The organism is Dechloromonas hortensis, assembly GCF_009469765.1.
Taxonomy (GTDB): Bacteria; Pseudomonadota; Gammaproteobacteria; order Burkholderiales; family Rhodocyclaceae; genus Azonexus; species Azonexus hortensis.
Genome location: NZ_SSSQ01000004.1, coordinates 1 through 25863, shown reverse-complemented (window position 1 = coordinate 25863; position 25863 = coordinate 1). Strand labels below are relative to the sequence as shown.

Genomic DNA, 25863 nt, shown 5'->3' with positions numbered 1-25863 from the left:
CTTCTCCCCTATCATTCGCTTTTTTCCGGTTTCAGCACCAAGGGGAGTTCGTGTTTTACATCGTCGAAAGCAGCAAGTCATTCTATGAGGCGACCTTCGACCTGGAGCCGGTCGTCCAGCGCCTCGGCTTTGTCGTCCTGCATCGCCATGACCTGAGCGAAACCCTGCGCCGCAAGGGGATCGAGCTCGATGACGATTGCCAGGTCTTCGACATTTGCAATTTCCGCGACATGGAAAAGCTGCTCGCCGCCGACCTCCGTCTCGCCCTGACCTTGCCCTGGCGGATCTCGGTCTATACCGAGGACGGCGCCACCAAGATCGGCCTGATCCGGCCGGAAGCGCTGTTCGCCGCCATCGGTGGCAACGCCGACCTGCTGCGGCTGGCCGGCGAGATCGAAGGCCGGATGCGGCAGATCGTGGACGAAACGCGCTGAGCCTGCCGTCGGTGAAATCCAAGTCGCTGCCGGCTGCGGCGCTGCTGCCCGGGGTGGCCTGTGCACTCGGCGCCGGGCTGGCCTGGGGGCTGGTCTTCGTCGTTCCCCTGATCTTGATCGATTACCCGCCGCTGCTCCTCGCCGTCGGCCGCTACCTGGCTTTCGGCCTGATCGCGCTGCCCCTGGCGCTGCGCGACCGGCGCCGCCTGGGCCAGCTCGACCGAAAGGACTGGGCGCGCGCCTTCGAACTGGCGCTGATCGGCAACCTGCTTTATTACGGCCTGCTCGCCTCGGCCATCCAGTTGGCCGATGCCCCCTTGCCGACCATGCTGATCGGCACCTTGCCCATCGTCATCGCCGTCTGCGCCAATTTCGGCCGGGGTGGTATCGCCTGGCGGCGACTGCTGCCGCCGCTGACGGTGGTGGCCCTGGGCATCCTGCTGGTCAACCGGCACGAACTCGGCCGGCTCGACGGCGGGCGCAGCCTGGACGACTACCTGCTCGGCGGCCTGTTCGCGGTCGGCGCCGTGGCCTGCTGGGCCTGGTATCCGATCCGCAATGCGGCCTGGCTGCAGGCCCGGCCCCAACTGGCCTCGGGCACCTGGGCGACGGCGCAGGGGCTGGCCACCTTGCCGCTGGCACTGCTCGTCTTCCTCGCCATGCCGGCGCCGGCCGACTTCACCTGGCCGCTCGGCCCGCAACCGGCGAAATTCATCGGCCTGATGCTGCTTCTCGGCCTGAGTGCATCATGGCTCGGCACCTTGCTCTGGAATCGTGCCAGCAGCTTGTTGCCGACGGCGCTTTCCGGCCAGTTGATCGTTTTCGAAACCCTGGCCGCGCTGGCCTATGCCTACACCTGGCGGGGCGAATGGCCGGCGCCAAGTAGTGCGCTCGGCATCGCATTGCTGGTCGTCGGCGTACTGCTCGGCGTGCGGGCCTTCCGCTGAAGCTGAGCCGGTTTTTGCCGAAAAAGGGCGGTCTACCGCAGCAGTCCGCGCGCCTCGGCATCGGCCGGGTTCTCGAAAATGGCCATCGCCGTGCTCATCCGCCGGAAACCGAACTGGCCGTAGAAATCCTCCTTGCCGGGGACGGCGTAAAGGATGATTTTCCGGTGCTGGCGCGAGCAGTCGACCAGCCGGCCAACGATCTGCTGGCCGAGGCCCCGCCCTTGATCGGCCGGGCGCACCGCGATATCGCAGAGGTAGGAGCAATCGACGCCATCGGCCAGGGCCCGGCCGGCACCGATCAGTTGCCCAGCCTCGAACACGAAGCAGCGGTAACGGCTGTTGGCGAAGGCCGTGGCCAGGTCGTCCGGCTGCTTCAGGCCCATGCCCACCGCCTGGTAAAGGGTGGAGAGTTCAGTCCAGTCGATATTGTCCAGCGAATCGGTCCACGTCAGTGCCATGTCGTACTCCCTATCAAGATTGATTTCAGCTCGGAGGCTGTAACGGCGAGCTTGGCCCGTCGGCCAGTTCCCCGGAAAAATAGCGCCGCGGCTCGACCCCCAGGCTGCGCCGGAACATCGCGGTAAAGGCGCTGGCACTGCGGTAGCCGAGTTTTTCGGCAACCAGCGCCACCGGCATGTTGTTGGCCAGATGGCCGAGTGCTTCGACCAGGCCGGCCTGCTGCCGCCACTGGCGGAAGCTCATGCCGGTTTCGCGCTGGAACTGGCGAGCCAGCGTCCGGCTGCTGGTGGCTTGTTGCCCGGCCAAGGTTTCCAGCGTGTCGCGGCTGTCCGGGTGGGCGATCAGTTGCTGACAAAGCTGGTGCAGGCGTGGCTCGGCCGGCATCGGCAGATGCAGGGCCGGAATTTTCAGGAAGCGCAGTTCGCTCAGCGCCAGCGCTGCGATCTGGCCGGCCCGGCCAGTGCGGTCGTAGGCCAGCGGTTCATCGAGCAGGGCGAGGATCAGCGCCCGCAGCAAGGGGCTGACTTCGATCAGGCAGCACTGCTCAGGCAAGCCGGGGGCGGCGTCGGGGCGGATGTACAGCGTCCGCATCTCGACGGCGCCGAGCATGATCACCCGGTGCGCGGTGGCAGCCGGTATCCAGACGCCACGCACCGGCGGCACCACCCAGCAGCCGGCCTCGGTCTCGACCCGCATGACGCCGCTGCCGGCATAGAGCAGTTGCGCCCGCGGGTGGCTATGCACCGGCGTCTCGCCGCCCCGGTAATTGCGTGCCTTGGCGGTGACCGGGTGGGGCAGGGTCTGGTACTCGTCATCGTGGGCGATGCCCATGGCCTCGGGGGAGATTGTCCGATTCACGATAGCTTTTGTCGGGACGTGTGCAAAGCGGTCATTCTAGACTGCTCACTCGATCATTCGCTACCTACCGCCATGGAAAAAGCACTGGCCGCGCCGCCCGCCCACGATGCGCTGAACAACACCACCTACCCGGTGATCGCCGCGATCAGCTTCGCGCACCTGCTCAACGACATGATGCAGTCGGTGCTGCTCGCCATCTACCCGATGCTCAAGCAGGGCCTGCAGCTATCGTTCGCGCAGATCGGCCTGATCACGCTGGCCTACCAGCTGACCGCCTCGCTGCTGCAACCGCTGATCGGTCTCTATACTGACCACCGACCGAAACCGTATTCGCTGCCGGTCGGCATGGGCTTCACGCTGGTCGGCCTGCTGCTGCTCTCGCAGGCTGGCAGCTTCGGCGCCGTGCTGCTGGCGGCGATGACCATCGGTGTCGGCTCCTCGATCTTCCACCCAGAATCATCGCGCGTCGCCCGCATGGCGGCCGGCAGCCAGCCCGGCCTGGCGCAGTCGGTGTTCCAGATCGGCGGCAACCTCGGCTCGGCCATCGGCCCGCTGCTCGCTGCACTGATCGTCGTCCCCAACGGCCAGGGCAGCGCCGCCTGGTTTTCGCTGTTTGCGCTGGTCGGCGTCGTCGTGCTCAGCATCGTCGGGCGCTGGTCCAGCCACCACGTCGCCAATTTCAAGAAGCGCATGAAGGCGCACGCCGGCAACGGCCTGAGCCGCCGCCAGATCGGCTGGTCGCTGGCCATTCTCGGCCTGCTGATGTTCTCCAAGTTTTTCTACATGGCCAGCCTGAGCAGCTACTACACCTTCTACCTGATCGACAGATTCAGCCTCGCGCTGCACGACGCCCAGATCTACCTGTTTGTTTTCCTCTTCGCCGTCGCCGCCGGCACCGTGCTCGGCGGCCCGGTCGGCGACCGGGTTGGCCGCAAGCGGGTGATCTGGGTTTCCATCCTCGGCGTCGCCCCGTTCACGCTGTTCCTGCCGCACGTCGGGCTGTTCTGGACCGGCGTCCTTTCGGTGATCATCGGCCTGATCCTCGCCTCGGCCTTCTCGGCGATCCTGGTCTACGCCCAGGAACTGCTACCCGGCAAGGTCGGTGCCATCTCCGGCCTGTTCTTCGGCTTTGCCTTCGGCATGGGCGGTATTGGCGCCGCACTGCTCGGCCAACTGGCCGATGCGACCAGCATCGCGACGGTGTACAACGTCTGCGCCTTCCTGCCGCTGATCGGCTTGCTCACCGCTTTCTTGCCGGCCATCGAACAGCCGAAGGCCGGCGCCGGGCGCTAAGACAGGCGGAGTGACCCGTCGGCCTCAAGCGTCACGAACGGGTTGTAGCAGGCTTCCCAGAGAAAGCCGTCGGGGTCGGCGAAATAGCCGCGAAAGCCGCCCCAGAACACCTTGTCGGCCGGTCGCACCAGTGTCGCGCCGGCCGCTACCGCTTCTTCGAGCAGGGCCAGCACGGCCGCTTCGGATTCGACGTTGTGGGCCAATGTGAAGCCGGCAAAGCCGCTCCCGGCCGGCGGCACATTGGCATCCTCGGCCAGCGCCTCGCGCTGGAACAGCGCAAAGGCCAGCGAGCCGGCCTGATAGAAGGCAATCGCCTCCTGGCTGGCCGACGATTCCTGCCAGCCGAGCGCCTTGTAGAAAGCCCGGCTGCGGGCGAGATCGGCGACGCCGAGGGTGATGAAGTGAATCTGTTGTTGCATGCGGTCCTGCCTCCTGAAAAGGTGCGCCGGCCTAGGCTTCAGCCAGCAGCGAAGCGGAGTCGGTGGCGATGACATAGCCGCCCCGGCCATTTTTCTTCGCCTCGTACATCGCCTTGTCCGCCGCGATCAGGATTTGATCGGCATTGCCGCCGCCATCGCTGAGGGCAATGCCGATCGACACGCCCAGCGTGCAGGTGGTGTTTTCCAACTGCAAGGGTTGGGAAACAATGGCGATGCATTTCTTGGCCAGTCGGGCGACGCCTTCCTCCGCCTGGTCGGCGAGATCGGTGACGAGCAGTACGAACTCGTCGCCGCCGATGCGGGCCAGAGTGTCGCATTGCCGGATCACCCCGGCCAGGCGGCGGGCGATTTCCTGCAAGGCGAGATCGCCGGCGCCATGCCCGAGCCGGTCGTTGATCGGCTTGAAACCGTCGAGGTCGAGAAAGAGCAGGGCGATACGAGTGTGATTGCGCTGCGCACGGGCCAGACCCTGTTGCATTCGGTCGGCGAGCAGCGTCCGGTTGGGTAGCCCGGTTAGCGCATCGTGATGCGCCATGCGCTCGAGTTCGGCCTGGCTGTTGCTCAGTTTGGCCAGCAACTGGTTGAAGGCCTTGGTGAAGTGGCCGACTTCATCGTTGCGGACGATCGGTAGCGGTTCGAGCGGAATCTCGCCGTGCGTCATGCGGTCGGCGAGGTTGGCGGCATGGTGCAGTGGGCGCAGCATCCAGCGGATGAAGAAGCCGGCGACAAACAGGACAATGGCGATAGCGGTGAAGCTGTGGCGAATCACCAAGCCACGCACCCGTTCGACCGGTGAAAAGGCTTCGGCCGTCGGCAATCGGGCAACGACGAACCAGCCGGTGCTCGGTACGCCGACGATGGCCGACAGTTCTTCGACGCCCTTGGCATTGGTGGTCATGCCGCTGCCGCGAAAGCCGTTCATGGCACGATCATGCAAGGGGACCACGCCATCGGCCGGGGTCGGCTTGAGGACCAATCCGGGATCGCCGGCCGCGACGAACAGCCGGTCCCTGGGCGAAACCAGCAGGAAGCCGCCGGTTTCGCCGATTCGTCCCTGCGTAATCCGGTCGAGAAAGTCCGGCGCGGCCAGCGCCGTTATGCCGATCAGGACAGCCTGCACCGTGCCCCGGCTATCGGTCAGCGGGACACCCATGGGCAGGACCGCCTGCCCCGAAAAAGGACCGAGTTGCGGTTTGCCGATACCGGCCTTGCCGCTGCGGGCGCGCTGGAAATCCGGACTTTGGGCAATGGACGAACCCCGGCGCCCGGCCAGCCGGGGAAAGTCGGCAATGATTATTCCGTCGGTGTCGGCGACGACCAGGCCAAGGGAGAACACCGGGTTGAGCTGATAACGCTCGGCCAGCCAGGCTTGCAATTTTTCCGGTTGCTGCAGCAAGGCTGTTGGCAGGGTCATGGCCAGGCGGTCGAGCAGCCGCCGCCGGTCGACAATCTTGTAATCGACATCCTTGGCGACGGCTTCGGCCAGCGCAAGTTGCTGGGCCGAGACGACTGCGGTCAAATCCTCCTGGATAAATTTGGCAAGCAGGAAATAGCGGGCCACGCCCCCGGAGATGACCAGCACGATCCCGAACAAAATCAGTCGGGTTACCAAGCTGTTGGAAATGCGGCGCAGAATCATTGCCATATCTTAGCTGAATGCCTTGCCGGGCGGCATTCGGCTAATCGGCAACCACGACCCTGCCATTCGGCAACTCGCCGAATACATCCGGTGCGTACATCGCTTCGACCCGGGTCGGTGGCAGCGCAAAGTTGCCGGCGTTGTTCAGACGCAGCGTGTAGTCGATCGTGAAACGGCCTTTGGGCAGCATCGCGTAGTAGGCGCGGTAGGCGCCGAAACTGCGTTCGACGTAGGTCGGCCAGGTGCCGCGCTGTTTATGGTTTTCGCCGAGGCCGGCAATGGCCGAATCGCGGCCGTCGCCGTCGCCCATGATGCGGGCGCCGGCCGGAATCGGGTCGGTCAGCGCGACCCAGCTCATGTCGTGCTCGGCCTCGACGCTCAGCGTGACGCGCCAGAGGTCGCCGCGGCTGATCTTGCCCGGCGTTTTTTCCTGGATCGGCGTCACCTGGCGGCTGATCCGGTAACCCATCTGGCGGGCCGGGCCGTCCGGGATGGCGGCGAGCAGTTGTACCGTGGCCCAGGGCTTGCCGCTACCGTCGTGGCGGATCGCCAGCTTGTCGTCCTTGCCAGGCGGCGTTGGCCAGGGCAGGGCGAGCGGGGCGCTGTCGTGGGCGATGCCGGCCTTGTTCCAGTCGAGTTCGGCCCTGGCCTTGCCCAGCGTGGCGAGCGTGCTGCCGCTGACCGGCTCGCGCTCGAACTTCTGCGCGAAGCGGTCCAGCGTCACCCGCGCCCAGGCGTTGGCCGTGGTGGTCAGCCAGCGGCCGCGGACCTGGCGTTCCATGGCGCCTTGCAGCAGGCGCGGCAGGTCGTCCTGCCATTCCGGCTGGTCGAGCATGGCTTCGATCAGCCGGAAGGCATTGGCGTCGCCGTTGAGCATCATCCACCACCAATAATCCTCGCGTTCGCTGGTGAAGACGAGGCGACCGCCGGCGTAGCTCAGGCGGTTGCGCAGTTCCTGGCGGGCTTCGGCCAGTTTCCGGTCGCGTTGCGGCAGTTCGTGCAGGCGCTGGACGATTTGCACCCAGTCGATCAGCGAGGCGGTCGGCAGGCGCAACGGGTCGATGTCGAGCCCGGCGGCGACGCGAGTCGGCTGCTGCCCTTGCCGGGTCAGGGCCTGCAGGGCATTGAGCCGGCGCTGCGGCAAGTAGTCGGCCGGCGCCCATTCGTTGCTCTTGATACGCCCCTCGACGTAGGCGGTCAGGCCCTGCAGCATGCGCTGGCGGCTGTCTTCGGGGAGGCTGAAGCCGGCCAGCGTGACGAGGTCGAGGATGTAGGCGGTCAGTGTCGCGCTGCCGCTGCCGCTGGGGAAGTAGCTGGCCAGGCCGTTGCCGTCGAGGTAGCCGGGCAGCGTCTCGGCGATGGCTTGCCAGCGCTTTTCGTCGTGCAGGCCGACGGCGATCGAGATTTTCTGCTCCAGGCAGCTGAACGGATATTCCTCGAAGAAGCGTTTCAGGCCGGGCGGCGGCGTGGCGAGTCGGGGCGACAGGCTGATTTCCAGCCCGCCCTTGCCGGGCAGCGCGCCGGCCGGCGGCGTGACGGCGACTTCGTAGGGGCCGGCGAGGCGGGTGAAAGTCGCCTGTTGCACGGTGACCGGGACGGCGGGGATGATCTGTTGGGTCAGGCGCAGCGTGTCCTGGCCGTTGCCGCCTTCTTCGCGGGCGCTGAATTCCCATTGCTGGCTGCTGACGCCTTCGGCCGCCTTGACGTTCCAGCTCAGTTCGCCGGCGCTTTCCGGGGCCAGCGTCAGCTTTTGCCCGGCGAGCGAATTTGCCCCGTTTTTGCCGTTGACCGCAAGAGTCATCGTACGGGCGGTGCCGTTGCGCAGCGTCAGCATGGCCTTGAAGTTGTCGCCTTCGCGGACCAGCGGCGGCAGGCCGGAGATGATCTGCAGGTCCTGTTTGGTTTTGACCGAGGCGCTGCCGGTGCCGAACAGGCCGGCGCCGGCGGTGGCGACGCCGACCAGCCGGAACTCGGTCAGCGAGTCGTTCATCGTCAGCTTCAGCGTCGCCGTGCCGTTGCCGTCGAGCCTGACCCGCGGCTGCCATTGGAGCAGGGTGTCGAACAGTTCGCGGGCCGGGGCGCGGCCGCCGCCACCACCGGGCGGTAGGGCTTTCTTGCCGAAGTGGCGCTTGCCGATCACCATCGCCTGCGCGGTGGCGGTCTGCACTTCGTAGCCGCGTTTTTGCAGCATGGCGTCGAGCAGGTTCCAGCTGTCGTTCGGGCGCAGTTCGAGCAGCGCCTGATCGACGGCGGCGAAGGCGATCTCGGTGCCGGCCGGGGCGGGCTTGCCGTCCGGCGTCGTCACCTTGATGCTGACCGTCGCTTCCTCGCGCGGCCGGTAATCGGGCTTGTCGCTGCTGATCGCGACCTTCAGTCTGAAGCCCTCGGTGCCGACCGCGATCTGGCCGAGGCCGAGGCGATAGGCCGGCTTGGCCAGGTCGACCATGGCGGTCGGCTGCTCCGGGTTCCACCATTCCCGGAACCAGCTGCTCGGCTCACGCCAGCCCCACTGGAAGAAGCTGTACCACTTGAGCGGCTCGACGCGGCCGCGCACGGCGAGCACCGAGACGAAGACGTTCGGTCCCCAGTCGGCCTTGACCGGCAGTTCGACGGTCGGCTTGAAGCGCGATAGCGGCTGGACGAAGCTTTCGATGATGCCGCCGGCCTCCACCGAAATCAGTGCCGTCGCCTCGCGGAAGGGCGTGCGGACCTGCAAGCGGGCGGTCTCGCCGGGTGCGTAGGCCTTCTTTTCCGGGATGACGTCGATGCGGTCCTGGTTGCCGGCGGTGAACCACAGGTCGCCGCTGCCGGCCACCCAGTAGCTGGTGCCGGCGCGCGCGACATTGCCCTGGCTGTCCTTCGCCTCGGCCAGCAGGTAGATCGAGCCGGCCTCGCCGGCCTTCAGTTCGCAAAGCAGCAGGCCGCGGCTGTCGGTGCGGCCGGCGCAGACTTCGCCGATTTCCTTGTACTCGGTGCTGTTCTCGTAGGCGTAATAGCCGCCGACGATACGCCGGCGGTGGCTGTAGTCGATGCGGCGCTTGGCCTTGACGCTGATCGCCTGGCCGGCCAGCGGCTGGCCGGCGGTGTCGAGGGCGACGACTTCGAGGCGGTTCTGGCCGGCGGTCGAAGCCCAGTCGGCGACCTTGAGGCCGAGCGTCAGGCCGGCCGGCCACAGTTCGACGCGGCCGCGGAGAGTCTGGATTTCGCCGTTCGGGTCGGCGAAGCTCATTTCGGCATAGACCTCGCTCGGCCCCTTCGGCTTGGCCGGCAGCACGACGTCAATCTTGCCGGCGCCGACCTGGTCGAGCTTGACGACCTGCTTGTCGAGAATCAGCGTTTCCTCCTCACGGCCGTCGTCGACCTTGAAGGCGGCACGGGCCTCTTCGTCGAAATTGATCTGGAAGTTGTAGCCCTCGTAATTGCGGTACTCCGGCCAGCGCGGGCGCAGCGTCGCCGAAACCTGCACTTCGGCATGCTTGGCGGCGCCGCCGTTGAGGAAGGCGAGGCCGAACGCCAGCGGCACCTTGGCCGGTGCCACCTGGCGGCCCGGCACGCCCTGCACGCTGCCGGTGAAGACGGGTAGTCGGAAATCGGCGACGCGGATTTCGCCGCTGGCAATTTCGCCGCGCTTGCCGCCGGCGAGAGCGATGTCGTAGGTGCCGAGCTTAGCGGATTCCGGCACTTTCCAGCTGTTGACCGCAGCCGCCTGCGTATCCCAGCTCACCGGCTGGGTGAATTCGGTGCCGCTTTCGCGGTGGCGGATGACCAGCTTGTCGGGCAGCGTCGCCGGGTCGGGCAGCGCAAAGCCCCGGCTGTTGCGGCTGCGCGCGATGTGCTTCATCGACACCGTCTGGCCCTGGCGGAACAGGCTGCGGTCGAGAATGCTGTGGATCTTGAAGTCGCCGCTTTCGCCCCAGGTTTCGACGCCGAAGCGCCAGGGCTCGATGCCCTCGTTCCAGTCGGAGCGGACGAAGCTGTAGTCGCCGTTCAGGCGGGCGCTGGCGAACAGGAAGCTGGCGCTGTGGCGGCAGTTCGGGGCGCGCAGCGCCTGGTCGACGATGGCGCGGCCGAGGCGGTCGGTCTTGCCCTGCCACAGCGAGTTGCCGTCGCAGCCGGATATGCGCACCTCGGCCTCGGCCACCGGCTGGCCGGAATCGAGCGCGGTGACCCAGACCAGCGCGTTGTCGCGGCCGGTTTTCAGATGCACGGCCAGGTTGGTGACCAGCGCCGCGGCGCGTACGTACATCGGTTTCGGCGTGGCGAGCAGCGCCGTACCGAGCAACTGGCTCTCGATTTCGACGATGTGGTAGCCCGGCTTGCCGAGCGGAATGCCGATTACCTCGAACTCGCTGCTGCCGCCTGGCTTGGGCAGTTCCTGCTGGCTGACGCCGGGGCGTTTGGCGAGGAAGGAGAGTTCGCGGGCGTAGTAGGGGTCGAAGCGCTCCTCGCGCTTGCCGTCGATCTCCAGGCGGACCTTGGCGGTCTGCTGCTCGAATTTCTCGAGGGCCAGCATGGCGGCGATGACGTCGGCGTCCTCGGTCAGCCGCTGCTCGCTGAAGCGGTGGCTGCCGGGCAGCGCGAGGCGGCCGGTCTTCAGGCTGCTCTCGACATTGCGCAGAGTGACCGGCAGCAGGCCGCCTTCCTTCAGTTCGACAATGCCGAAACTGCCGGGAAATTTGGCCAACGGCGGCAGCTTGCCGGTTCGGGTCGGCAGCGGAAAACTGGCCGCATTGCTCAGCGGCCGGCCGGCTTCATCCTTGAGGCCGGGCGGGATCTCGAGTTTCATCTCGGCGTTCTGCGGGAAGGGCGGGGCGAAGCTGAGCGAGCGGAAGACCGCTTCCTGCTCGCCACTCTTCTGGTTCGGGTCGAGCGGGCGGCGCGGGCCGTCGCCGGTCAACAGCCGGAATTTGCCCAAAAGCCGGGCGTCGAAACCGGCATTGAAAGTCAGCGTGATGGCCGAAAGGGGGGAGCAGGGCGCGCCGGCCTTTTCCCGTTCGCAGCTAAGAGTGGCCTTGAACGGCTCGCGCACCTTGTAGATGAAGCTTTCCTCCTTCTCGCTCGGCGTGCCGTTCCGGGCTTGGATACCTTTGCCCCAGACCAGTTTCATCTTGCTGCCGGCCGGCAGGTTCTGGCTGCAGCTGACGACCAGGGCATCGCGGCTCATGCCGCCGGCGAGGTCGAGCACGGCGGCGCGGATTTCCGAACTGACCGGGCGGGCCGGAATGCGCTGGCCGACGCCGTCGGCCTCGCACCACAGGTTGCCCTCCAGCGATTTGGCATCGAGCGGGCCGCCGCCGTTGATGACGAAGGCCTGGTCTTCCTCGATCGACGAGCCGGGGGCCGGCAGCAGGCGCCAGGGGCGCGGCGCGGCGCCAAAGAACTCGAAACGGCTCTTGCCGCTCAGGGTTTCGCCATTGCCTGCGGTCAACCCGCTTTTCAGGGCAAAAATGCAGCGTTCGCCGGGCTGCAACGGGCGCGCCATCTGCCAAGCCCAACTGCGCGCATCGATCCAGCGGCCTTCGCCAGCGATGCCGGCGCAGTCGATGCTGAACGGCGCCGCGGCAGTACTCTCGCCCAGCTTGACCATGTCGGCGCTGAAGCGCGCCGTCACCCGGCTTTGCTCGGCGACCTTGCCCTGGGGCTGGAACTGCTGGACCGTGGCGGCCTGGGCCTGTAGCGCGGCGAGCAAGAGGCTGGCGAGGGTGGCGCGGTGGTGGTTTTTCATGGGCGCAGGGGCGGGCAAACGGTGGATGGACATGCCTTGGGCATTCGGCGAGTTTGCCACAGATGCCATGGCAATCGACAGCGCCGGTGGCCCCGGCTATCCTCCGCGCTTTATCGAACAAAGCGGGGAAGTGGAAGATGGGACAGGCAAAAAATCGCGGCAGTCAGGCCGAACGGATCGCCCAGGCACAGGCCAAGCTCGAGGCGACGCGCCCCGAGAAACTAGTCTGCAACGGCTGTGGTGGCGATGTGACGACGATCAACCCGGTCAGCACGCGTGGCCTGCGCGGCCTCGATGCGATCTGGGTTGGCCAGTGCGAGTGCGGTCAGACGACGTTCGCGGCGAGCGGCGAACCGAAGGCGGTCGAAGCCTTCTTCTTTGCGCTCAGCGAAAACACCGAGCTGACGCTGGGCAGCCAGAGCAAGGACGGCGCGGAACACAAGACGGCCTGAGTCCGTAACACCGAGGAGGAAGCCGGAGCCCCGCTCAGCGGGATTTATTCTTGCTGTTTGGTGGATAGATGGAAACCGGCGGGCCGGCGGGCGGTCCGGGATTCACGTCCGGCCTCGGATGCGGATGTGGCAAGGGGCGCGGATAACCGATGCCGCCGTAGCCATAGCCGGGAACGCTCATCGGGACCGGCACATAGACCGGCTGGGCCTGCGGATTACTGCGGCAGGCTGCTTCCATGTAGGCCCGCTGGTTCACTTCGAGGGCCTGCCGGTCGAGGTCGCGCAGGCATTCATCGACGCTGCGCCCGGTGCCGACGTTGGCGCTGCCGGCGGCTTGCCGCTGGCTGGCCTGGCGCTGACGCTCGGCGGCCTCTTCGGCCCGTTGTGCCGCTTCGCGTTTCTCAACGTAATCGCGCATCCGTTCGGCATCCCGTTCGGCCTGCTGGCGATTGGCTTCCGGGATCTGTTCATCGGGCAGTGTCTTCAGAGTACTGGCCGTACTCGCACAGGGCGTGTTGGCAATTTCGACCCGGCCATCGGCGGTCCGGCATTTATAGACTTCACCCCAAGCCGGGCCGGCCACCAGCAGCGCCGAAAGCGTCAGCAGCGAAATCCAGTGGGTCATGGTTGTGGCCTTTGCGGAATGAGGAAACGAGTCGAACTGAGCGAATTTCTGGGCGTATCACGGCGGTAGACAATGCCTGGCAGCGTTTTATCCCGGCCCTTTAGCTGTCCAGACGGGTGACCAGCAACTGGTCGATCTTGTGGTTGTCGATGTCGATCACCTCGAACTTGTAGCCGGCATGAACGACGCTGTCGGTCGGTCGCGGCACCTTGCGCAGCACGTACATCAGGAAACCGGCAATGGTTTCGAACTGGTCGTCGTCCGGGAAAGGCTCGATGTTGAGTGCCAGTTCAAGATCGCCGACCGGCGTCAGGCCATCGACCAGCCAGGAATTGGCATCGCGCTGGATGATCTGTTCGTCGGCCGGGGCCAGCATCGAATTGCCCATCAGCGTGCTGGTCACGTCGTTCAGCGTGATCAGGCCGACGATCAGCCCGTACTCGTTGGTGATCAGCGCGAAGTCCTCGCGCATGGCCTTGAACTGCTCGATGATCTCGGCCAGGGTCAGCGTTTCGGGCAGCACCAGCATGTTACGCAGCAGGCCGTCGCCGCGCAGCGAGAGGGCTTCGCCATTGAGCAGGCGACTGAGGATGTCCTTCGAGTCGACATAGCCGATGACGTGGTCGATGCCGCCGCTACAGACCGGGAACTTGGCGTGCGGTTCGGCGCTGATCCGGGCGCGAATGGTCTCCTCGCTGTCCTGGCGTTCGAGCCAGACGATATTTTCGCGTGCCGTCATCGTCGACGGCGCGGTGCGGATTTCCAGTTCGAAGACGTTTTCGATCATCTGCCGCTCCTGGCGCGCGACGACGCCGGCTTCGGCGCCGGCATTGGCCATCGCGACGATGTCTTCCGGCGTGACATCCTCCGGGCGGGTGGCCGGCAGGCCGAACAGGGCAATGACGCGGCTGGCGATGCCGTTGAAGGCCCAGATCAGCGGGGTCAGCACTTTCAGGCTGAACAGCATCGGGCCGGCGATGCGCAGTGCAATGCTTTCCGGGGCGGCGATGGCAATCCGTTTCGGGATCAGGTCGGCAATCAGGATGAAGGCGGCGGTCACCAGCAAGAAGGAACTGAGCGAGCCGAGCAAGTCGGCTGTTTCAGGCGCCACCAGTTGGCCGAACAGGCCGGAGAAGGCAGGGGCGTAGGCCTCTTCGCCGAGGACGCCGGCCAGGATGGCGACGGCGTTGAGGCCGATCTGGATGGCCGTGAAGAAATGTCCGGGCTGGTTTTGCAAGGCGAGTACCGCCGCGGCCCGCGCCTCGCCTTCATCGCGAAGTTGTTCGAGCTTGAGCTTGCGGGCGGCGGCCAGCGAGATTTCCGAGATTGAGCAGAAGGCGCTGGCCAGGATCAGCAGCAGGATGATCAGCGTATTTTCAAGCAGGCCCATGTCATTTGCCGAAGGTTAAAGCCCGGGGTTGCCGGGGATGCCCCGACTTTAGCCGGGCCGGCGCTTGGGGGCAATGCGGCGCAGTACCGATTTGAGGTGGATTAAATGCTACCAAAAATACTGATATCAATAAAAAACTGTATCGAATGGTGTCGGATTAACGGATAATCTTCAAAATTATCGCGTATTTTGCTATGCTTTCACCTCGCTGAAAATGATACGCCGGCAAGGGGTAAAACAGGCATTCAATGTCGAGCCGGCCCTCGAATAATCGCTATTGAACCTTCAGGTCTGCGCCGCCAACCCGTGAGCAACTCCATCCAAAATCGTCTGGACGAATTCAGGCAACAACGCCGCGTGCAGGCTGCTTCCCTGATCATTTCCGTGTTCGGCGATGCAATCCTGCCGCGCGGCGGCCGCATCTGGCTGGGCAGCCTGATCCGCCTGCTCGAACCGCTGGAACTCAATGAGCGGCTGATCCGCACCTCGGTCTTCCGTCTGGCCAAGGACGAATGGCTGCGCACCGAGACCCACGGCCGGCGCGCCGATTACGTGCTGACTTCGTCCGGGCGCCGGCGTTTCGAAGAGGCATCGCGCCACATTTACGCCTCGCACGCACCGCTTTGGGACCGGCGCTGGCGGCTGATCCTGGTCGTTGGTGAACTGGAAGCCAAGGCCCGCGAGCAGGTCAAGCGCGCACTGTTCTGGCAGGGTTTTGGCGCCCTGGGGGCAGATTGCTTCGTGCACCCCAGCGCCGAACTGTCCAGCGTACTCGATGCGCTGATTGCCGAAGGCCTGGCCGACTCGCTGGGGGCGCTATTGCCGCTGTTCGCGGCCGATTCGCGCTCGGCGCAATCGGCCAGCGATTCCGATCTGGTCCGCCGGGCCTGGGATCTGGGCGCCCTGGCCGAGGCCTATGCCGCTTTCGTGGCGGTGTACCAGCCGATCCTGACCGATTTGCAGCGCGACAATCTGGACGAAGTCAGCGAGCAGGATGCCTTCCTGCTGCGCACCGTGCTGATTCACGATTATCGCCGCCTGCTGCTGCGCGACCCGGAGCTGCCGGAAGTCCTGCTGCCCGCCGACTGGCCCGGCCAACAGGCCCGCCTGCTCTGCAAGGAGTTGTACAAGCGCCTTGAACCGTTGTCCAATCGTCACCTCGACAAGCTGCTCTGCCTGGCCGACGGCACGGTGCCGGCCGAGGATGCCGCCTTTGCCGAGCGTTTTTCGCAGTACGACCCGCTGGGCAGCTAAGCCGGGCCGAGGCCTGCGGAATCCGGGGCGCCTTACTTCAGATTCCGCTTGCGGACGATCGGCGGCACGAACTTTACCGAAAACCGCCAGCCTTCCGGCGTTGCCTTGACGATCAGGGCTTTCGAGTTGGCCCCTTCCTCGAAGATCGGTCCCGCCCCGGCCAGTTCGATGGCGCCGATGCCCTTGATGACGCAGGCGCCGGGCAGGGTAACGAAAGCCGACTCGGCGGCGACCAGGATGAATTGTCCTTCCTTCGATTCCGAGCAGGACAAGCCCTTGGGTAGGCTGGCTGGGTCGTGCTTCCAGGCCGTGCGCAGATCGTCGAGGCCCTTGAGCAATTCGGTGGTGGTTTTTACGGCGAGTGCGACTTCGCAAGATTTCGTATGGCTCATTCGTTTTCGCCTGCATTAAATAGTTGGCCCCATTCTAGTCTTCGTTCCGGCGCTCGCCGCGGCAAAAGCGCACCTTCCGGCTTTGCTAAATCCCTTGACCGTCTTGCCATCGTCATGATGCAATCGCATTCTTTTGGCATATTCGGTCAGCCCAATGTCGCCCATCTCCTTGCTCGATACACTGTTTTCGCAGCATGCCCGCCTGCTGGAAATCAAGACCGCGCTGCCCGATGCCGCACTGCTCGTCGAGCGATTTTCGGGTCGGGAAGCAATTTCGGAAGCCTTCCGCTTCGAAATCGATTGTGTTTCAAGCAACGCCCATTTCGATCTCAGACAGCTCCTTGGTGAAGAGATCACCCTGCGCCTGTTGCAGGCCGACGGCAGCAAACGCTCGTGGCATGGCTATGTCACCGAGGCCGTGCAACTCGGCGCCGATGGCGGCTTGGCCCGCTACCGGCTGGTGATGGAGCCATTCCTGGCCTTTCTTGGCCAGCGTCGGGACAATTATCTGTTCCAGGACAAAACCGTCCTCGATATCCTGGGCCAGATCCTGAGCGACTACCCCGAGGCAAACTGGCGCAGTCAGGTCACCCAGAAACTGCGTACCCACAGTCTTTCGATCCAGTATCGGGAGACTGACCTGGCCTATGTCCGCCGCCTGCTGGCCGAGGAAGGGCTCTCCTTCCGCTTCGAACACAACCAGCAGGCCGCCGCCGGCGACGAGGCTACGCATGCCCGGCATCAGCTGATAATTTTCGATCGTGAAACGGAGCTACCGGCCAATTTGCAACCGGAAATCCGCTTTCACCGCGGCCATGCCACCGAAAGCAGCGATACCCTCGATCTCTGGCAGGAAAGCCGCAGCGTTCTCCCCAACGCCGTTTCCATTGCCGGCTGGGACTACAAGACGCTGGTCGCGACCAGTGCCGATGCCAAGAGCTGCTTTGACAACGGCGAACTGCCCCGCCTCGAAATCCACGATGCATCACGGGCCTACCGCTTCGAGGACAGTGCGGCAGCCCAATTGCGCACCGACCTCATGCTGGCCGCCCAGGAAGCGCGCTATCGCCGTTTCAGCGGCGCTGGCAGCGTGCGCCAACTGGCCGAAGGGACGCGCTTCACGCTGACCCAGCACGAAGCGCATGCCGGCGAACAGGCCCGCTTCACGGTCCTCGCCGTTGATCACCACGGCGCCAACAATCTCGGCGCCCAGGCCGCCGAATTACTCGGCAGCACCGACGTCGAGGCCGGCAGCTACCGCAGCCAACTGACGGCACAGCCGGCCGAGATCGCCGTCGTCCCCGAAATCATTGCCAAACCCGTTGCCCGGCCGCAGAGTGCCCTCGTCGTCGGGCTGCCCGGCAGCGTGCTGACCACGGAGCGCGATCACCGGATCAAGATCCAGTTTCCCTGGCAGCGCGGCGCCTCGGCCAATCCCGGCGGACTGGTCGACAACGGCCCGCGCTCGGCCGGCAAGACTGGTAACGCTCCGGGCAACGACCAATCCGGCACCTGGGTTCGGGTCGCCGAATGGCAAGCCGGCGCCAACTGGGGCAGCCACTTCCTGCCCCGTATCGGCACCGAGGTCCTGGTCGATTTTGTCGATGGCGACATCGACCGCCCGGTCATCGTCGGCCAGGCCTACAACGGCGCCGATCTGCCGCCGTTCAGCGCCGGCCACGAAGGCGGTGCCAACCACCCCGGCGTGCTCTCCGGCTGGATGAGCCATAATTTCGAAGAAGGGCATAACCAGTGGGTTGTCGACGACGCCCCGCAACAACTGCGCACCCGCCTGGCCACCAGCGAAAACGCCGGGCAACTGGCGCTCGGCCACCTGATTCATCAGTCGCCCGACAGTGCCAGCCGGGGCGCCTGGCGCGGCAGCGGCTTTGAACTCCGCACCGACGGCTGGCTGGTCGTCCGGGCCGGCGAAGGCATGCTGATCTCCGCCAGCGCACGGGCCAATGCACAAAGCAGCCAGCTGGACATCGCCGAAGCCGTTGCCCAGCTCAAAGCTGCCGAACAAACCGCCAAGGCGCTGTCCGATGCGGCTGCGACACAATCCGCCCTGCCGCTCAAGGCCAATCAGGCCCAAAGCGACTTGATTGCTGCGGTCGACCCGGCAAAACAGGGCAAATTCACCGCCAGTGTCGCCGGCCAGCCGGCCCGCAAAGCCAAGCCAGGCAGTCGCGAACTGGACCAACCCACCGAGCGTTTCGCCGACTCCTTCATCCTCGGTGAAGCCCCGGCCGACATCGGCATTGCCAGCCCGGCCAGCACGCTGCTCTTTGCCGGCGAACACCTGCACGCCACCGTGCACCAGGACCTCCACATCGCCAGCGCCCACACCTTCGCCACCACCGTCGGCGAAGGCACCAGCTGGTTCAGCCATGGCGGCGGCATCAAGAGCATCGCCCAGGCCGGCGTGCACAGCATCCAGGCCAACACCGACGAGATGGAAATCCTGGCCGACCAATCTCTCACTATTACCAGCAGCAACGACGAGATCCATATCCTGGCCAAGGAAAAGATCGTGCTGCAGGCCGGGCAAAGCTCAGTGACGCTCGAAGGCGGCAACATCACCTTCGCCTGCCCCGGGAAATTCTCGGTGAAGGGGAGCGGGCATGCGTTTATGGGGCCGGGGAAGGGGGCTGCACCATTGGATAGGCTGCCAGACTCAAGGGTGAAGTTATTTGATGAACAAATTCGTGCGATGCATTCGGAAACTGGGCAGCCTATCGCTGAGATGCCATACAAAATCGTGACGGGAGATGGCGAGGTTTTTTATGGATTTACCGATCATGACGGGAAAACCATGCGCGTTGGATCTGCCGAGCCTACAGCGATAAAGGTTTATTGGGGTGAAAAGCCACCCGTCGAGGCATAAAATGGCTAGTGGACAGAAACCATTTGAAGCGACTACCAACAATACGCCTAAGAGTGTTGCCGAGGACAAGCTCAAGCCAAAAGCAGAGATACATATCTTGGTGGGAGGTGCTTACACTGATTCGTCAGGGGAGGAACATAGATACGGGCATACCGCGCTACGCGTAAAAACGAGAGCATCTGATTTGACTTATGATTTTGGGCGTTATGGGAAAGTAACCGGAACCTTTGGTGAGAGTGGTGACGGCATACTCCGCGTATGGAGTTCTTTTCAACCCTATATAAACGGAGAGGTTGCGCTGCAGCGAAAAACGACCGGATTTGTATATGGCGTTTTTGATCATGAAGGTGATTTGTCGAACAGTTATTTCAACGGTCTTATGAAATCTGGGAAATTGATTGAAGGCAAGAGCAATCCCCAAAAAAATGTCTACAGGCTCGCTACTGATTACCATGCACTTGGACCCAATTGCACAACATTGAGTTTGGATGCTGCCAAGCAAGCTATTCCAAAAATTGACCGTGGATCTGAAAGGTATAACAAGCCTGAAGATGTATTGAGCTTTGCGGAAAGGTTGGCGTTGAAGGCAAAAGGAGGGGCGTCTCGACTATTCTTGCCTGCTAATTTGCTGAAATTTTTACATTCAGAGGATGCCGTAAAGCCTCTGCGTATAGATGTTTACGGTACTGGAAAATGAACAAAATCGGAAAGATAGTTGGTTTTGCTGCTATTTTTATAATTCTATTGTTTTCTGCGAATAACTTAATTTTTAAGCGTGATTCAATGACGAAAGTACACAGGCTTGAATACCCGTTGATGTTGTCAAGCAATATCGGGTCAAAAAATTTGCACATGCTTCCGCGGGGGACGGTGTTGTATTTTGATAAGTCTTACCCAGAGGGTTTTACACGATACAAGGTTTATATAAATGTAGATCGCACGCCATTAAAGCTCGAAGACTTGGCAGATCCAACCGAAATCGACCCTATTGATGCGGCAGTGCCGAGTAAAGAGGATCTCTTGAAGTTATTAAACGATTACCCGCTAACAAAAGGCGACCTTGAGTCAATTTTAAATTCAAAGAGGCTGTCAAAAGATGAGGTGAAAGAAGTGCTTGGTAATTATATTCGGTGATTTTGATCTGGCGTTAAGGTGATTCATTTTGGGTTTTTTGGTGGTTTTAAAATAATAATTTAATCGTTCTTGGAGCCTTGCTTGGAGTTAAGTGAGGGTGGTTGCATATTTAAGTTTTTGATGTGCAAAAAGCAGGAGTAAATGAAATTTCCTTCGCTGTTATTTGATGAACGCATATTTCATTGGCTACGTAACGGAAAATTTTTACCTCCTGCCGCGAACTCTGCTGGTCTATATGCTTTCTAAGTCAGAAAGCATGGCGCACGTTTCGGCTACGAAGTTCGGGAGTTTCCATTGTCCGAAAGCCGGCCGGCTTGTCGAGAAAGGGGTACCCCATGCGCTTGCCACTGATCATCGCATCAATACTCTGCTCGGTGATTTACTCATCCACCAGCTTCGCAGGGCCGCAGAAAAAGCCGGTGAACAGCCGCAAGCTAGGCCTGACCATCAAGGTCGCGGGCGAAGGCTGGGGGAGCGCACGCAAGGAAATGATCGAGAGCGTGCTTTATTCCGTTGCCGACGAATTGATGTCGAGACTGCCGAAGAAGCTGGTGGTGCCGATTGTCGTCACGCATACGGACAGCAATCCGGTAGCGCTCTACGAGCGTGGCGAAAAAGGCGAGTATCGGGTGGAGTTGCATGCCCGTGGGGAGAACTGGCATCTATACACCTACGAGTTTGCCCATGAGTTGTGCCACATCCTGTCGAACTATGAAGAAAATGCTCGGCCTGGGAACAGCAAATACAACCAGTGGTTTGAGGAAACCCTCTGCGAAACCGCGTCGCTTTACACGCTGAAAAACCTGGCGGCGACCTGGGAAAAAAATCCGCCATCACCCGACTGGGGCAAGGAAACAGAAAAACTCAACCGGTTTTTCGACCTGCTGATTGCCGAAGGACATCGTCAGCTTCCACCACACGCGCCGCTGGCCGAGTGGTTGATGAGCAATGAGGAAAGGTTGCGGCAGAATCCCTATCTGCGGGAAAAAAATGAAGTGGTGGCTAATCTGTTGTTGCCCTTGTTTCAACGCGATCCGGAGAACTGGTCGTCGCTGTCCTACCTGAATCTGGAGCCCGGCGATGCGAGCAGCAGCTTGCAGGATTATCTTCGCAACTGGTACCTGAATGCGCCGCCTGAACATAAGACTTTCATCGCCGATGTGCTGGCCTTGTTCGATATGCGGGACGTGATCATCGACGCTATTCCGGGCGAGGAAACCTTGCTTGCGGTGGCCGATACTTCTCAGGTGATGAGTGCGGCTGCGTTGCAGAAGATGCAGGACAAAAAGTGAGGATCGGGGCCGTTTTTTTTGTGCTGAAACACGAACCATTCTTATGCGGCGAAGTCTTATCCTTATCCTGAAATGACTCAGACTGCAAATATCGTAGTGTGAGTCGTAGTCGATTCAGGCGGACGACCGACAACCGAGGAAATATCGGGAGGTCGACATTTTGACGATGTCACTTCAAGGGAGGATTTGATCCTAGGAGAAACATCATGAGAAAAACTACTTTTTCAGCACTTGCTTGTGGCGTGATGATTGGTGTGTTCGTACCCGTAGGTACGGTTAGCGCTGCAGACGAGCATGATCGTATTCAGGCGCACCTGGGTGATGGCCCGTTCATCTATTCAGGAAGCGCCATGGATGTAAAGCATGAATCCTGGTCGACCCCACAAGGGGCACAGGGTCCGATTCGCTCCGACATGACCGAGGACAAGAGCCTCCAGAGCGAGAGGGAAGCTGCACAGCGAGCCATGGACAAGAAACTGTTCCCGCTCAATGCAGAGGGTGGCTGAACGTTCGGTACGCAGATTTGGAACGCCGAGTCTAAACAGTCAGCTAAAGAACCAAAGAGTATTTTTCAGCTAAGAAAAGCCGGGCAGAGCCGGCTTTTCTCATTCTTGCCGCCCCGGATTTTTTAGCTGGGTCAGCGGCACCACATCCGGCATTTCGATGCGCTTGCGGTTGGCTTCGATTGCCGTCAGCGGCGTCGTTTCAACCATCGTTGCCAGACAGCGTCTGGTCAGTTCCTGGTAAGTGCGGGTGCCATCGGCTTTCCAGCCCATTTCCTGGTCGGAAAGTGGGCGGATGACCTTGGCCGGCACGCCGGCGACCAGCGAGCGCGGCGGCACTTCCTGGCTGGCCTTGACGAAGGCGGAGGCGGCGACGATGCTCGATTCGCCGATGATCGCGTTGTCCATGATCACGGCGTTCATGCCGACCAGGGCATTCTTGCCGATCCGGCAGCCGTGCAGCACGGCGCCATGCCCGATATGGCCATTCTCTTCGACCACCGTATCGGTGCCGGGAAAGCCATGCATGACGCAGGTGTCCTGCAGGTTGGCTCCGGCTTCCAGGATCAGGCGGCCGAAATCGCCGCGCAGGCTGGCGCAGGGCCCGACGTAGCAGCCGGGGCCGACGATGACATCGCCGATCAGCACGGCACTCGGATGCACGTAGGCGGTGGGGTCGACGACCGGGACGATGCCGTCGATGGCATAAACACGAAGGGGGGTCATATTTGGGTTCTTTCTCGGCTCGGTTATGTTGTATTATAGAACTAGTTTTGAATAACGGAATTTAAAGGCGGGCGATGAGCGACGAATTGGAAGGCAAACACGGGGTCCAGTCACTGGAAGTCGGCATGAGCATTCTGCGCGCCATGGCCGACGGCCAGCGCTCGATGATGCTCAAGGATATTGCCGCTGCAGCCGACATGCCGGCCTCCAAGGCGCACCGCTACCTGGTCAGCCTGATCCGGGCCGGCCTGGTCGATCAGGACCCGATGACCTCGCGCTACGATCTCGGCACCTTCGCGCTCAATCTCGGTCTGGTCGCCCTCGACCGGCTGGATCGGGTCCGGCTCGGCCTCAACGTCATCGCCGAGATGCGCGACGAGATCAACCAGACCACCGCACTGGCGGTGTGGGGTGACAAGGGGCCGGTCATCGTGCGTTGGGAACGGCCGCGCCGGCCGATCACAGTCAATGTCATTACCGGCACGGTGCTCGATCTGCTGATGTCGGCAACCGGCCGGGTCTTTGCCGCCTGGATGCCGAAAAAAATCATCGCGCCGCTGCTCGCCGAGGAGTTGAAGCAGCCGGCGCTGCCGCCGGAATTGAAGAGCAAGGCAGGCGTCGAGGCCCTGCTGACTGAAATTCGCGCCCGCGGCTACGCGGCGACCAATGGTCAGCACAGGGTTGCCGGCGTTGAAGCCGTCGCCGCGCCGGTCTTCAATTTCAAGAACGAAATCACGATGTCCCTGCTGGTGGTGGGCGTCCAGGGGATGTTCGATACCAGCCCGGAAGGGGAGGTCGTCAAAAGCCTGCTCCGGCACGCCGAGGCGCTCTCCTTGCGGCTCGGGGCGCACGGCGAAGCCAAGGTGCCGACCTAGCCACCGCTCAAAGCCTGGACGATGAGCAGTTCGCCGTCCGCCGCCAGCGGCGTCGCCAGATCGAACAGCATGGCGTGCTGGTAAAACAGCCGGATGTGCCGGCGGACCTGTCCCTGTTCATCGACCATCCGAAAGCGGATGCCGGGAAACTGTCGTTCGAGATCGTCGAATAGCGCCGTCACAGTGGCGCCTGTCGCATCGACCCAGGGCCGGCCGGTATAGGAATGCAGGGCGCTCGGGATCAGCACGCGCATCGGGGTCGCCCATTCAGCCCGGATAGGCCGTCTCGACGGCATAAATCTCCGGCAGGTGACGGGCCAGGCAGCTCCATTGCCGGCCTTCGTCCAGGCTATGCCACAACTCGCCGCTGGTCGTGCCGAAATAGAGGCCGACGCTGTCCTGCCGATCCGCCGTCATCGCCTGCCGTTTGACCGTCCACCAGGCCTGGCTGGCCGGCAAGCCAGCATCGTGGCGCTGCCAGCTGCTGCCGCCGTCGCGTGTCGCATAAACCGCCGGGCGGCCGCCCGGGCTGGTGCGCGGCCAGACTTCGGTGCCGTCCATCGGGAAGACCCAGGCCGTACGGTCGTCGCGCGGGTGCAGCACCAGTGGAAAGCCGATGTCGCCGACTTCCGTCGGCAGGTTGCGGCCGATGCGCACCCAGATGCTGCCCGGCCGGTCGAGCCGGTAGATGCCGCAATGATTCTGCTGGTAGAGGCGGTCCGGATTGCTTGGGCACAGGCGTACGCAGTGCGGATCATGAAAGCTGATATCGGTCGGATCGAAACCTTCGACCACGTCCATGCCATCGACCAGCGGCACGAAGCTTTGCCCGCCATCGCGTGACTCATGGACGCCGCCGCCCGACATCGCGAAGTAGAGGTGTTGCGCATCGTGCGGATCGACGATGATCGAATGCAGTTTCGGCCCGTCCGGCGTGCCGTCCTGCACCGTGCCGAACCACTGGCGGTACTGCGGGTCGTCGTTGATGCAGGAAAAGGGTGCCCAGTTCATGCCGCCATCGGTCGAGCGGAATAGCCCCTGCGGCGAAGTGCCGGCGTACCAGACGCCGGGTTCGGCGGCGTGGCCCGGTGCTAGCCAGAAGGTGTGATCGACCGACCGCGCCGCCAGTCCGTTGGCGGCCGGCCCGAAGGCTGGCGGTTTGGCCGCTTCCTGCCAGCTTTGCCCGAGGTCGGTCGAGCGGAAGATGGTCGGCCCGAGGTGGCCGGTTTTCGCTGCCGCCAGCAGCGTGCGCCCGTCGCGCGGGTCGAGCACCAGGTGGTTGATGATATGGCCGAGAAAATGCGGGCCATCGACCCGCCAGGATTGTCGTGCCGCATCGCCGTGATAGAGCCAGGCACCCTTGCGGGTCGCCACCAGCAGCACCAGATGATCCGGTTTTGTATTTTGTGCGCTCATCGTTTGCTCCTTGTTACGGGCATTCGTAGAGCATTTGACTATGCTGGCGGGCGAAGTTCGGTTTACCTCAGGCCAGCCAGCCCGGCGGCCGCTTGTCGAGGAAGGCGGCGATGCCGTCCTTGGCTTCTTCGGTGGCACGCTGGCGGGCGATCCGCTGGGCCGTTTCCTCACTGACGGAATCGTCGATTTTTCGGCCGTTGACCGCAGCAATCAGTTCCTTGGCCGCTTTCTGCGCCAGCGGGCCGCCTTGCAGCAATGCTTCGACCAACTGGCCGACGCAGGCATCGAGCTCCGCACCGTCCACGACTTCGCCGACCAGGCCGATCGCCAGCGCCCGTTCGGCGCCGATCCGCTCGCCACTCTGGAAATAGCGCAGCGCGTGGCGCGGGCCGATGGCGCGCAGCACGTAGGGGCTGATCGCCGAGGGGATGATGCCGAACTTCACTTCCGAGGTCGAAAACACCGCGTCCGTGCTTGCCACCGCCATGTCGCAGGCGGCGGTCAGGCCGGTGCCGCCGCCCAGCGCGGCGCCTTGGACGCGGGCGATGGTCGGCTTGCTCATGCCGGACAGGGTGCGCAGCATGCCGGCGAAGCGACGGGCATCCTCGACGTTCTGTTCATGGCTGAACTGGGCGGCGCGCTTCATCCAGTTGAGGTCGGCGCCGGCCGAGAAATGCTTGCCGCGGCCGCCGAGGACGACGATACGGACGCCCGGGTCGGCGTCGAGTTCGTGGCAGGCCATCGTCAGTTCGTCGATCAGCTGTTCGTCGAAGGCATTGAAGACGGCCGGGCGGTTCATCCAGATGGTGGCAACCTTGCCGGCGCGTTCGATTTCGAGGGTTTGGTACATGGCGGACCTCAGCGGTTCTTGAAGCTCGGCTTGCGCTTCTCGGCGAAGGCGGCCATGCCTTCCTTCTGATCTTCCAACGCGAAGGCGGCATGGAAGACGCGGCGCTCGAAGAGCAGGCCTTCGTTCAGCGACGACTCGAAGGCGCGATTGACCGATTCCTTGATCATCATCACCACCGGCAGCGAGTAGCCGGCAATGGTCTGCGCCGCTTTCAGGGTTTCCTCGAGCAGTTGCTCAGCCGGAATGACCCGGGCAACCAGGCCGGACTTTTC

General features: G+C 63.1%; 24 protein-coding genes. 11 read left to right on the top strand and 13 right to left on the bottom strand.

What is annotated here, in order from left to right:
• Window positions 1-50: 50 nt before the first annotated feature.
• The gene (locus GH663_RS08340; protein WP_153131188.1) at window positions 51-434 is read left to right on the top strand and encodes a DUF302 domain-containing protein; all 384 of its coding nucleotides are present in this window, start codon (window positions 51-53) and stop codon (window positions 432-434) included.
• 11 nt (window positions 435-445) lie between these two features.
• Complete coding sequence (locus GH663_RS08335) at window positions 446-1381, top strand: DMT family transporter (RefSeq protein WP_343029825.1); 936 nt, start codon at window positions 446-448, stop codon at window positions 1379-1381.
• Between the two features lie 32 nt (window positions 1382-1413).
• On the opposite strand, the gene GH663_RS08330 is transcribed toward GH663_RS08335, so the two are convergent.
• Both GH663_RS08330 and GH663_RS08325 read right to left on the bottom strand, forming a co-directional pair.
• Window positions 1414-1839, bottom strand: a complete 426-nt coding sequence (locus GH663_RS08330; protein WP_153131187.1) for a GNAT family N-acetyltransferase — start codon at window positions 1837-1839, stop codon at window positions 1414-1416.
• A gap of 25 nt (window positions 1840-1864) precedes the next feature.
• Window positions 1865-2698 (bottom strand): AraC family transcriptional regulator, encoded by an 834-nt coding sequence (locus GH663_RS08325; protein WP_211371100.1) that lies wholly within the window; start codon window positions 2696-2698, stop codon window positions 1865-1867.
• Window positions 2699-2770: 72 nt separating this feature from the next.
• Here GH663_RS08325 and GH663_RS08320 point away from each other — a divergent pair, with 72 nt between their 5' ends.
• A complete protein-coding gene (locus tag GH663_RS08320) occupies window positions 2771-3991 on the top strand; it encodes an MFS transporter (RefSeq protein ID WP_153131185.1) in 1221 nt (406 codons plus the stop codon).
• Here the strand turns inward: GH663_RS08320 and GH663_RS08315 are convergent.
• From GH663_RS08315 to GH663_RS08305, 3 genes are read right to left on the bottom strand one after another with little or no spacing between them, the layout of a single operon-like run.
• Window positions 3988-4410, bottom strand: a complete 423-nt coding sequence (locus GH663_RS08315; RefSeq protein WP_153131184.1) for a VOC family protein — start codon at window positions 4408-4410, stop codon at window positions 3988-3990. The genes GH663_RS08320 and GH663_RS08315 overlap by 4 nt on opposite strands.
• 31 nt (window positions 4411-4441) lie before the next feature.
• On the bottom strand, window positions 4442-6070 hold the full coding sequence (locus GH663_RS08310; RefSeq protein ID WP_153131182.1) for a sensor domain-containing diguanylate cyclase: 1629 nt from the start codon (window positions 6068-6070) through the stop codon (window positions 4442-4444).
• Window positions 6071-6110: 40 nt separating this feature from the next.
• Window positions 6111-11795, bottom strand: coding sequence for an alpha-2-macroglobulin family protein (locus tag GH663_RS08305; protein ID WP_170291378.1), 5685 nt, complete (start codon window positions 11793-11795; stop codon window positions 6111-6113).
• A 137-nt stretch (window positions 11796-11932) separates the two neighbouring features.
• Between GH663_RS08305 and GH663_RS08300 the strand changes: the two genes are divergently transcribed.
• The gene (locus GH663_RS08300; protein WP_153131179.1) at window positions 11933-12247 is read left to right on the top strand and encodes a hypothetical protein; all 315 of its coding nucleotides are present in this window, start codon (window positions 11933-11935) and stop codon (window positions 12245-12247) included.
• A gap of 34 nt (window positions 12248-12281) precedes the next feature.
• Here the strand turns inward: GH663_RS08300 and GH663_RS08295 are convergent, their stop codons facing one another.
• The gene (locus tag GH663_RS08295) at window positions 12282-12872 is read right to left on the bottom strand and encodes a DUF4124 domain-containing protein (protein ID WP_153131178.1); all 591 of its coding nucleotides are present in this window, start codon (window positions 12870-12872) and stop codon (window positions 12282-12284) included.
• 100 nt (window positions 12873-12972) lie between these two features.
• Window positions 12973-14262, bottom strand: coding sequence for a polyamine export protein PaeA (gene paeA, locus GH663_RS08290; protein ID WP_211371099.1), 1290 nt, complete (start codon window positions 14260-14262; stop codon window positions 12973-12975).
• A 306-nt stretch (window positions 14263-14568) separates the two neighbouring features.
• Here paeA and paaX point away from each other — a divergent pair, with 306 nt between their 5' ends.
• On the top strand, window positions 14569-15516 hold the full coding sequence (gene paaX, locus GH663_RS08285; RefSeq protein ID WP_211371098.1) for a phenylacetic acid degradation operon negative regulatory protein PaaX: 948 nt from the start codon (window positions 14569-14571) through the stop codon (window positions 15514-15516).
• Between the two features lie 32 nt (window positions 15517-15548).
• Here paaX and GH663_RS08280 read toward each other — a convergent pair whose 3' ends face one another.
• Window positions 15549-15908, bottom strand: coding sequence for a hypothetical protein (locus tag GH663_RS08280; protein WP_153131177.1), 360 nt, complete (start codon window positions 15906-15908; stop codon window positions 15549-15551).
• A 154-nt stretch (window positions 15909-16062) separates the two neighbouring features.
• Between GH663_RS08280 and GH663_RS08275 the strand changes: the two genes are divergently transcribed.
• The 5 genes from GH663_RS08275 to GH663_RS08255 all read left to right on the top strand — a co-directional run bounded on the left by GH663_RS08275 (window position 16063) and on the right by GH663_RS08255 (window position 21727).
• Complete coding sequence (locus tag GH663_RS08275) at window positions 16063-18795, top strand: type VI secretion system Vgr family protein (protein ID WP_153131176.1); 2733 nt, start codon at window positions 16063-16065, stop codon at window positions 18793-18795.
• Between the two features lies 1 nt (window position 18796).
• On the top strand, window positions 18797-19492 hold the full coding sequence (locus tag GH663_RS08270) for a hypothetical protein (protein ID WP_083518356.1): 696 nt from the start codon (window positions 18797-18799) through the stop codon (window positions 19490-19492).
• Window positions 19489-19929, top strand: a complete 441-nt coding sequence (locus GH663_RS08265) for a hypothetical protein (RefSeq protein WP_153131175.1) — start codon at window positions 19489-19491, stop codon at window positions 19927-19929. The genes GH663_RS08270 and GH663_RS08265 overlap by 4 nt, the downstream gene beginning before the upstream one ends.
• Before the next feature lie 335 nt (window positions 19930-20264).
• Window positions 20265-21221, top strand: a complete 957-nt coding sequence (locus GH663_RS08260; protein WP_153131174.1) for a hypothetical protein — start codon at window positions 20265-20267, stop codon at window positions 21219-21221.
• A 206-nt stretch (window positions 21222-21427) separates the two neighbouring features.
• Window positions 21428-21727 (top strand): hypothetical protein, encoded by a 300-nt coding sequence (locus GH663_RS08255; RefSeq protein ID WP_153131173.1) that lies wholly within the window; start codon window positions 21428-21430, stop codon window positions 21725-21727.
• A gap of 99 nt (window positions 21728-21826) precedes the next feature.
• Here the strand turns inward: GH663_RS08255 and paaY are convergent, their stop codons facing one another.
• Complete coding sequence (gene paaY, locus GH663_RS08250) at window positions 21827-22450, bottom strand: phenylacetic acid degradation protein PaaY (protein WP_153131172.1); 624 nt, start codon at window positions 22448-22450, stop codon at window positions 21827-21829.
• Between the two features lie 74 nt (window positions 22451-22524).
• Here paaY and GH663_RS08245 point away from each other — a divergent pair, with 74 nt between their 5' ends.
• Window positions 22525-23325 (top strand): IclR family transcriptional regulator, encoded by an 801-nt coding sequence (locus tag GH663_RS08245; protein ID WP_066883139.1) that lies wholly within the window; start codon window positions 22525-22527, stop codon window positions 23323-23325.
• Here the strand turns inward: GH663_RS08245 and GH663_RS08240 are convergent.
• The 4 genes from GH663_RS08240 to GH663_RS08225 all read right to left on the bottom strand — a co-directional run.
• Window positions 23322-23579, bottom strand: coding sequence for a ubiquitin family protein (locus GH663_RS08240; protein WP_153131171.1), 258 nt, complete (start codon window positions 23577-23579; stop codon window positions 23322-23324). The two genes, GH663_RS08245 and GH663_RS08240, sit on opposite strands and share 4 nt — an antisense overlap.
• 13 nt (window positions 23580-23592) lie before the next feature.
• Entirely contained in the window at window positions 23593-24741 is a 1149-nt protein-coding gene (locus GH663_RS08235) for a WD40/YVTN/BNR-like repeat-containing protein (protein WP_153131170.1), read from the bottom strand.
• A 67-nt stretch (window positions 24742-24808) separates the two neighbouring features.
• Window positions 24809-25591 (bottom strand): enoyl-CoA hydratase/isomerase family protein, encoded by a 783-nt coding sequence (locus GH663_RS08230; RefSeq protein WP_153131169.1) that lies wholly within the window; start codon window positions 25589-25591, stop codon window positions 24809-24811.
• A gap of 8 nt (window positions 25592-25599) precedes the next feature.
• The coding region (locus GH663_RS08225) for an enoyl-CoA hydratase-related protein (RefSeq protein ID WP_246181536.1) at window positions 25600-25863 on the bottom strand (264 nt) is incomplete at its 5' end.

Coding starts and splice junctions, on each gene's coding strand:
- GH663_RS08330 (WP_153131187.1), bottom strand. CDS start 1,839: ATGGCACTGACGTGGACCGATTCGCTGGACAATATCGACTGGACTGAA.
- GH663_RS08320 (WP_153131185.1), top strand. CDS start 2,771: ATGGAAAAAGCACTGGCCGCGCCGCCCGCCCACGATGCGCTGAACAAC.
- GH663_RS08315 (WP_153131184.1), bottom strand. CDS start 4,410: ATGCAACAACAGATTCACTTCATCACCCTCGGCGTCGCCGATCTCGCC.
- GH663_RS08310 (WP_153131182.1), bottom strand. CDS start 6,070: ATGATTCTGCGCCGCATTTCCAACAGCTTGGTAACCCGACTGATTTTG.
- GH663_RS08305 (WP_170291378.1), bottom strand. CDS start 11,795: ATGAAAAACCACCACCGCGCCACCCTCGCCAGCCTCTTGCTCGCCGCG.
- GH663_RS08300 (WP_153131179.1), top strand. CDS start 11,933: ATGGGACAGGCAAAAAATCGCGGCAGTCAGGCCGAACGGATCGCCCAG.
- GH663_RS08295 (WP_153131178.1), bottom strand. CDS start 12,872: ATGACCCACTGGATTTCGCTGCTGACGCTTTCGGCGCTGCTGGTGGCC.
- paeA (WP_211371099.1), bottom strand. CDS start 14,262: ATGGGCCTGCTTGAAAATACGCTGATCATCCTGCTGCTGATCCTGGCC.
- GH663_RS08280 (WP_153131177.1), bottom strand. CDS start 15,908: ATGAGCCATACGAAATCTTGCGAAGTCGCACTCGCCGTAAAAACCACC.
- GH663_RS08275 (WP_153131176.1), top strand. CDS start 16,063: ATGTCGCCCATCTCCTTGCTCGATACACTGTTTTCGCAGCATGCCCGC.
- GH663_RS08270 (WP_083518356.1), top strand. CDS start 18,797: ATGGCTAGTGGACAGAAACCATTTGAAGCGACTACCAACAATACGCCT.
- GH663_RS08265 (WP_153131175.1), top strand. CDS start 19,489: ATGAACAAAATCGGAAAGATAGTTGGTTTTGCTGCTATTTTTATAATT.
- GH663_RS08260 (WP_153131174.1), top strand. CDS start 20,265: ATGCGCTTGCCACTGATCATCGCATCAATACTCTGCTCGGTGATTTAC.
- GH663_RS08255 (WP_153131173.1), top strand. CDS start 21,428: ATGAGAAAAACTACTTTTTCAGCACTTGCTTGTGGCGTGATGATTGGT.
- paaY (WP_153131172.1), bottom strand. CDS start 22,450: ATGACCCCCCTTCGTGTTTATGCCATCGACGGCATCGTCCCGGTCGTC.
- GH663_RS08245 (WP_066883139.1), top strand. CDS start 22,525: ATGAGCGACGAATTGGAAGGCAAACACGGGGTCCAGTCACTGGAAGTC.
- GH663_RS08240 (WP_153131171.1), bottom strand. CDS start 23,579: ATGCGCGTGCTGATCCCGAGCGCCCTGCATTCCTATACCGGCCGGCCC.
- GH663_RS08235 (WP_153131170.1), bottom strand. CDS start 24,741: ATGAGCGCACAAAATACAAAACCGGATCATCTGGTGCTGCTGGTGGCG.
- GH663_RS08230 (WP_153131169.1), bottom strand. CDS start 25,591: ATGTACCAAACCCTCGAAATCGAACGCGCCGGCAAGGTTGCCACCATC.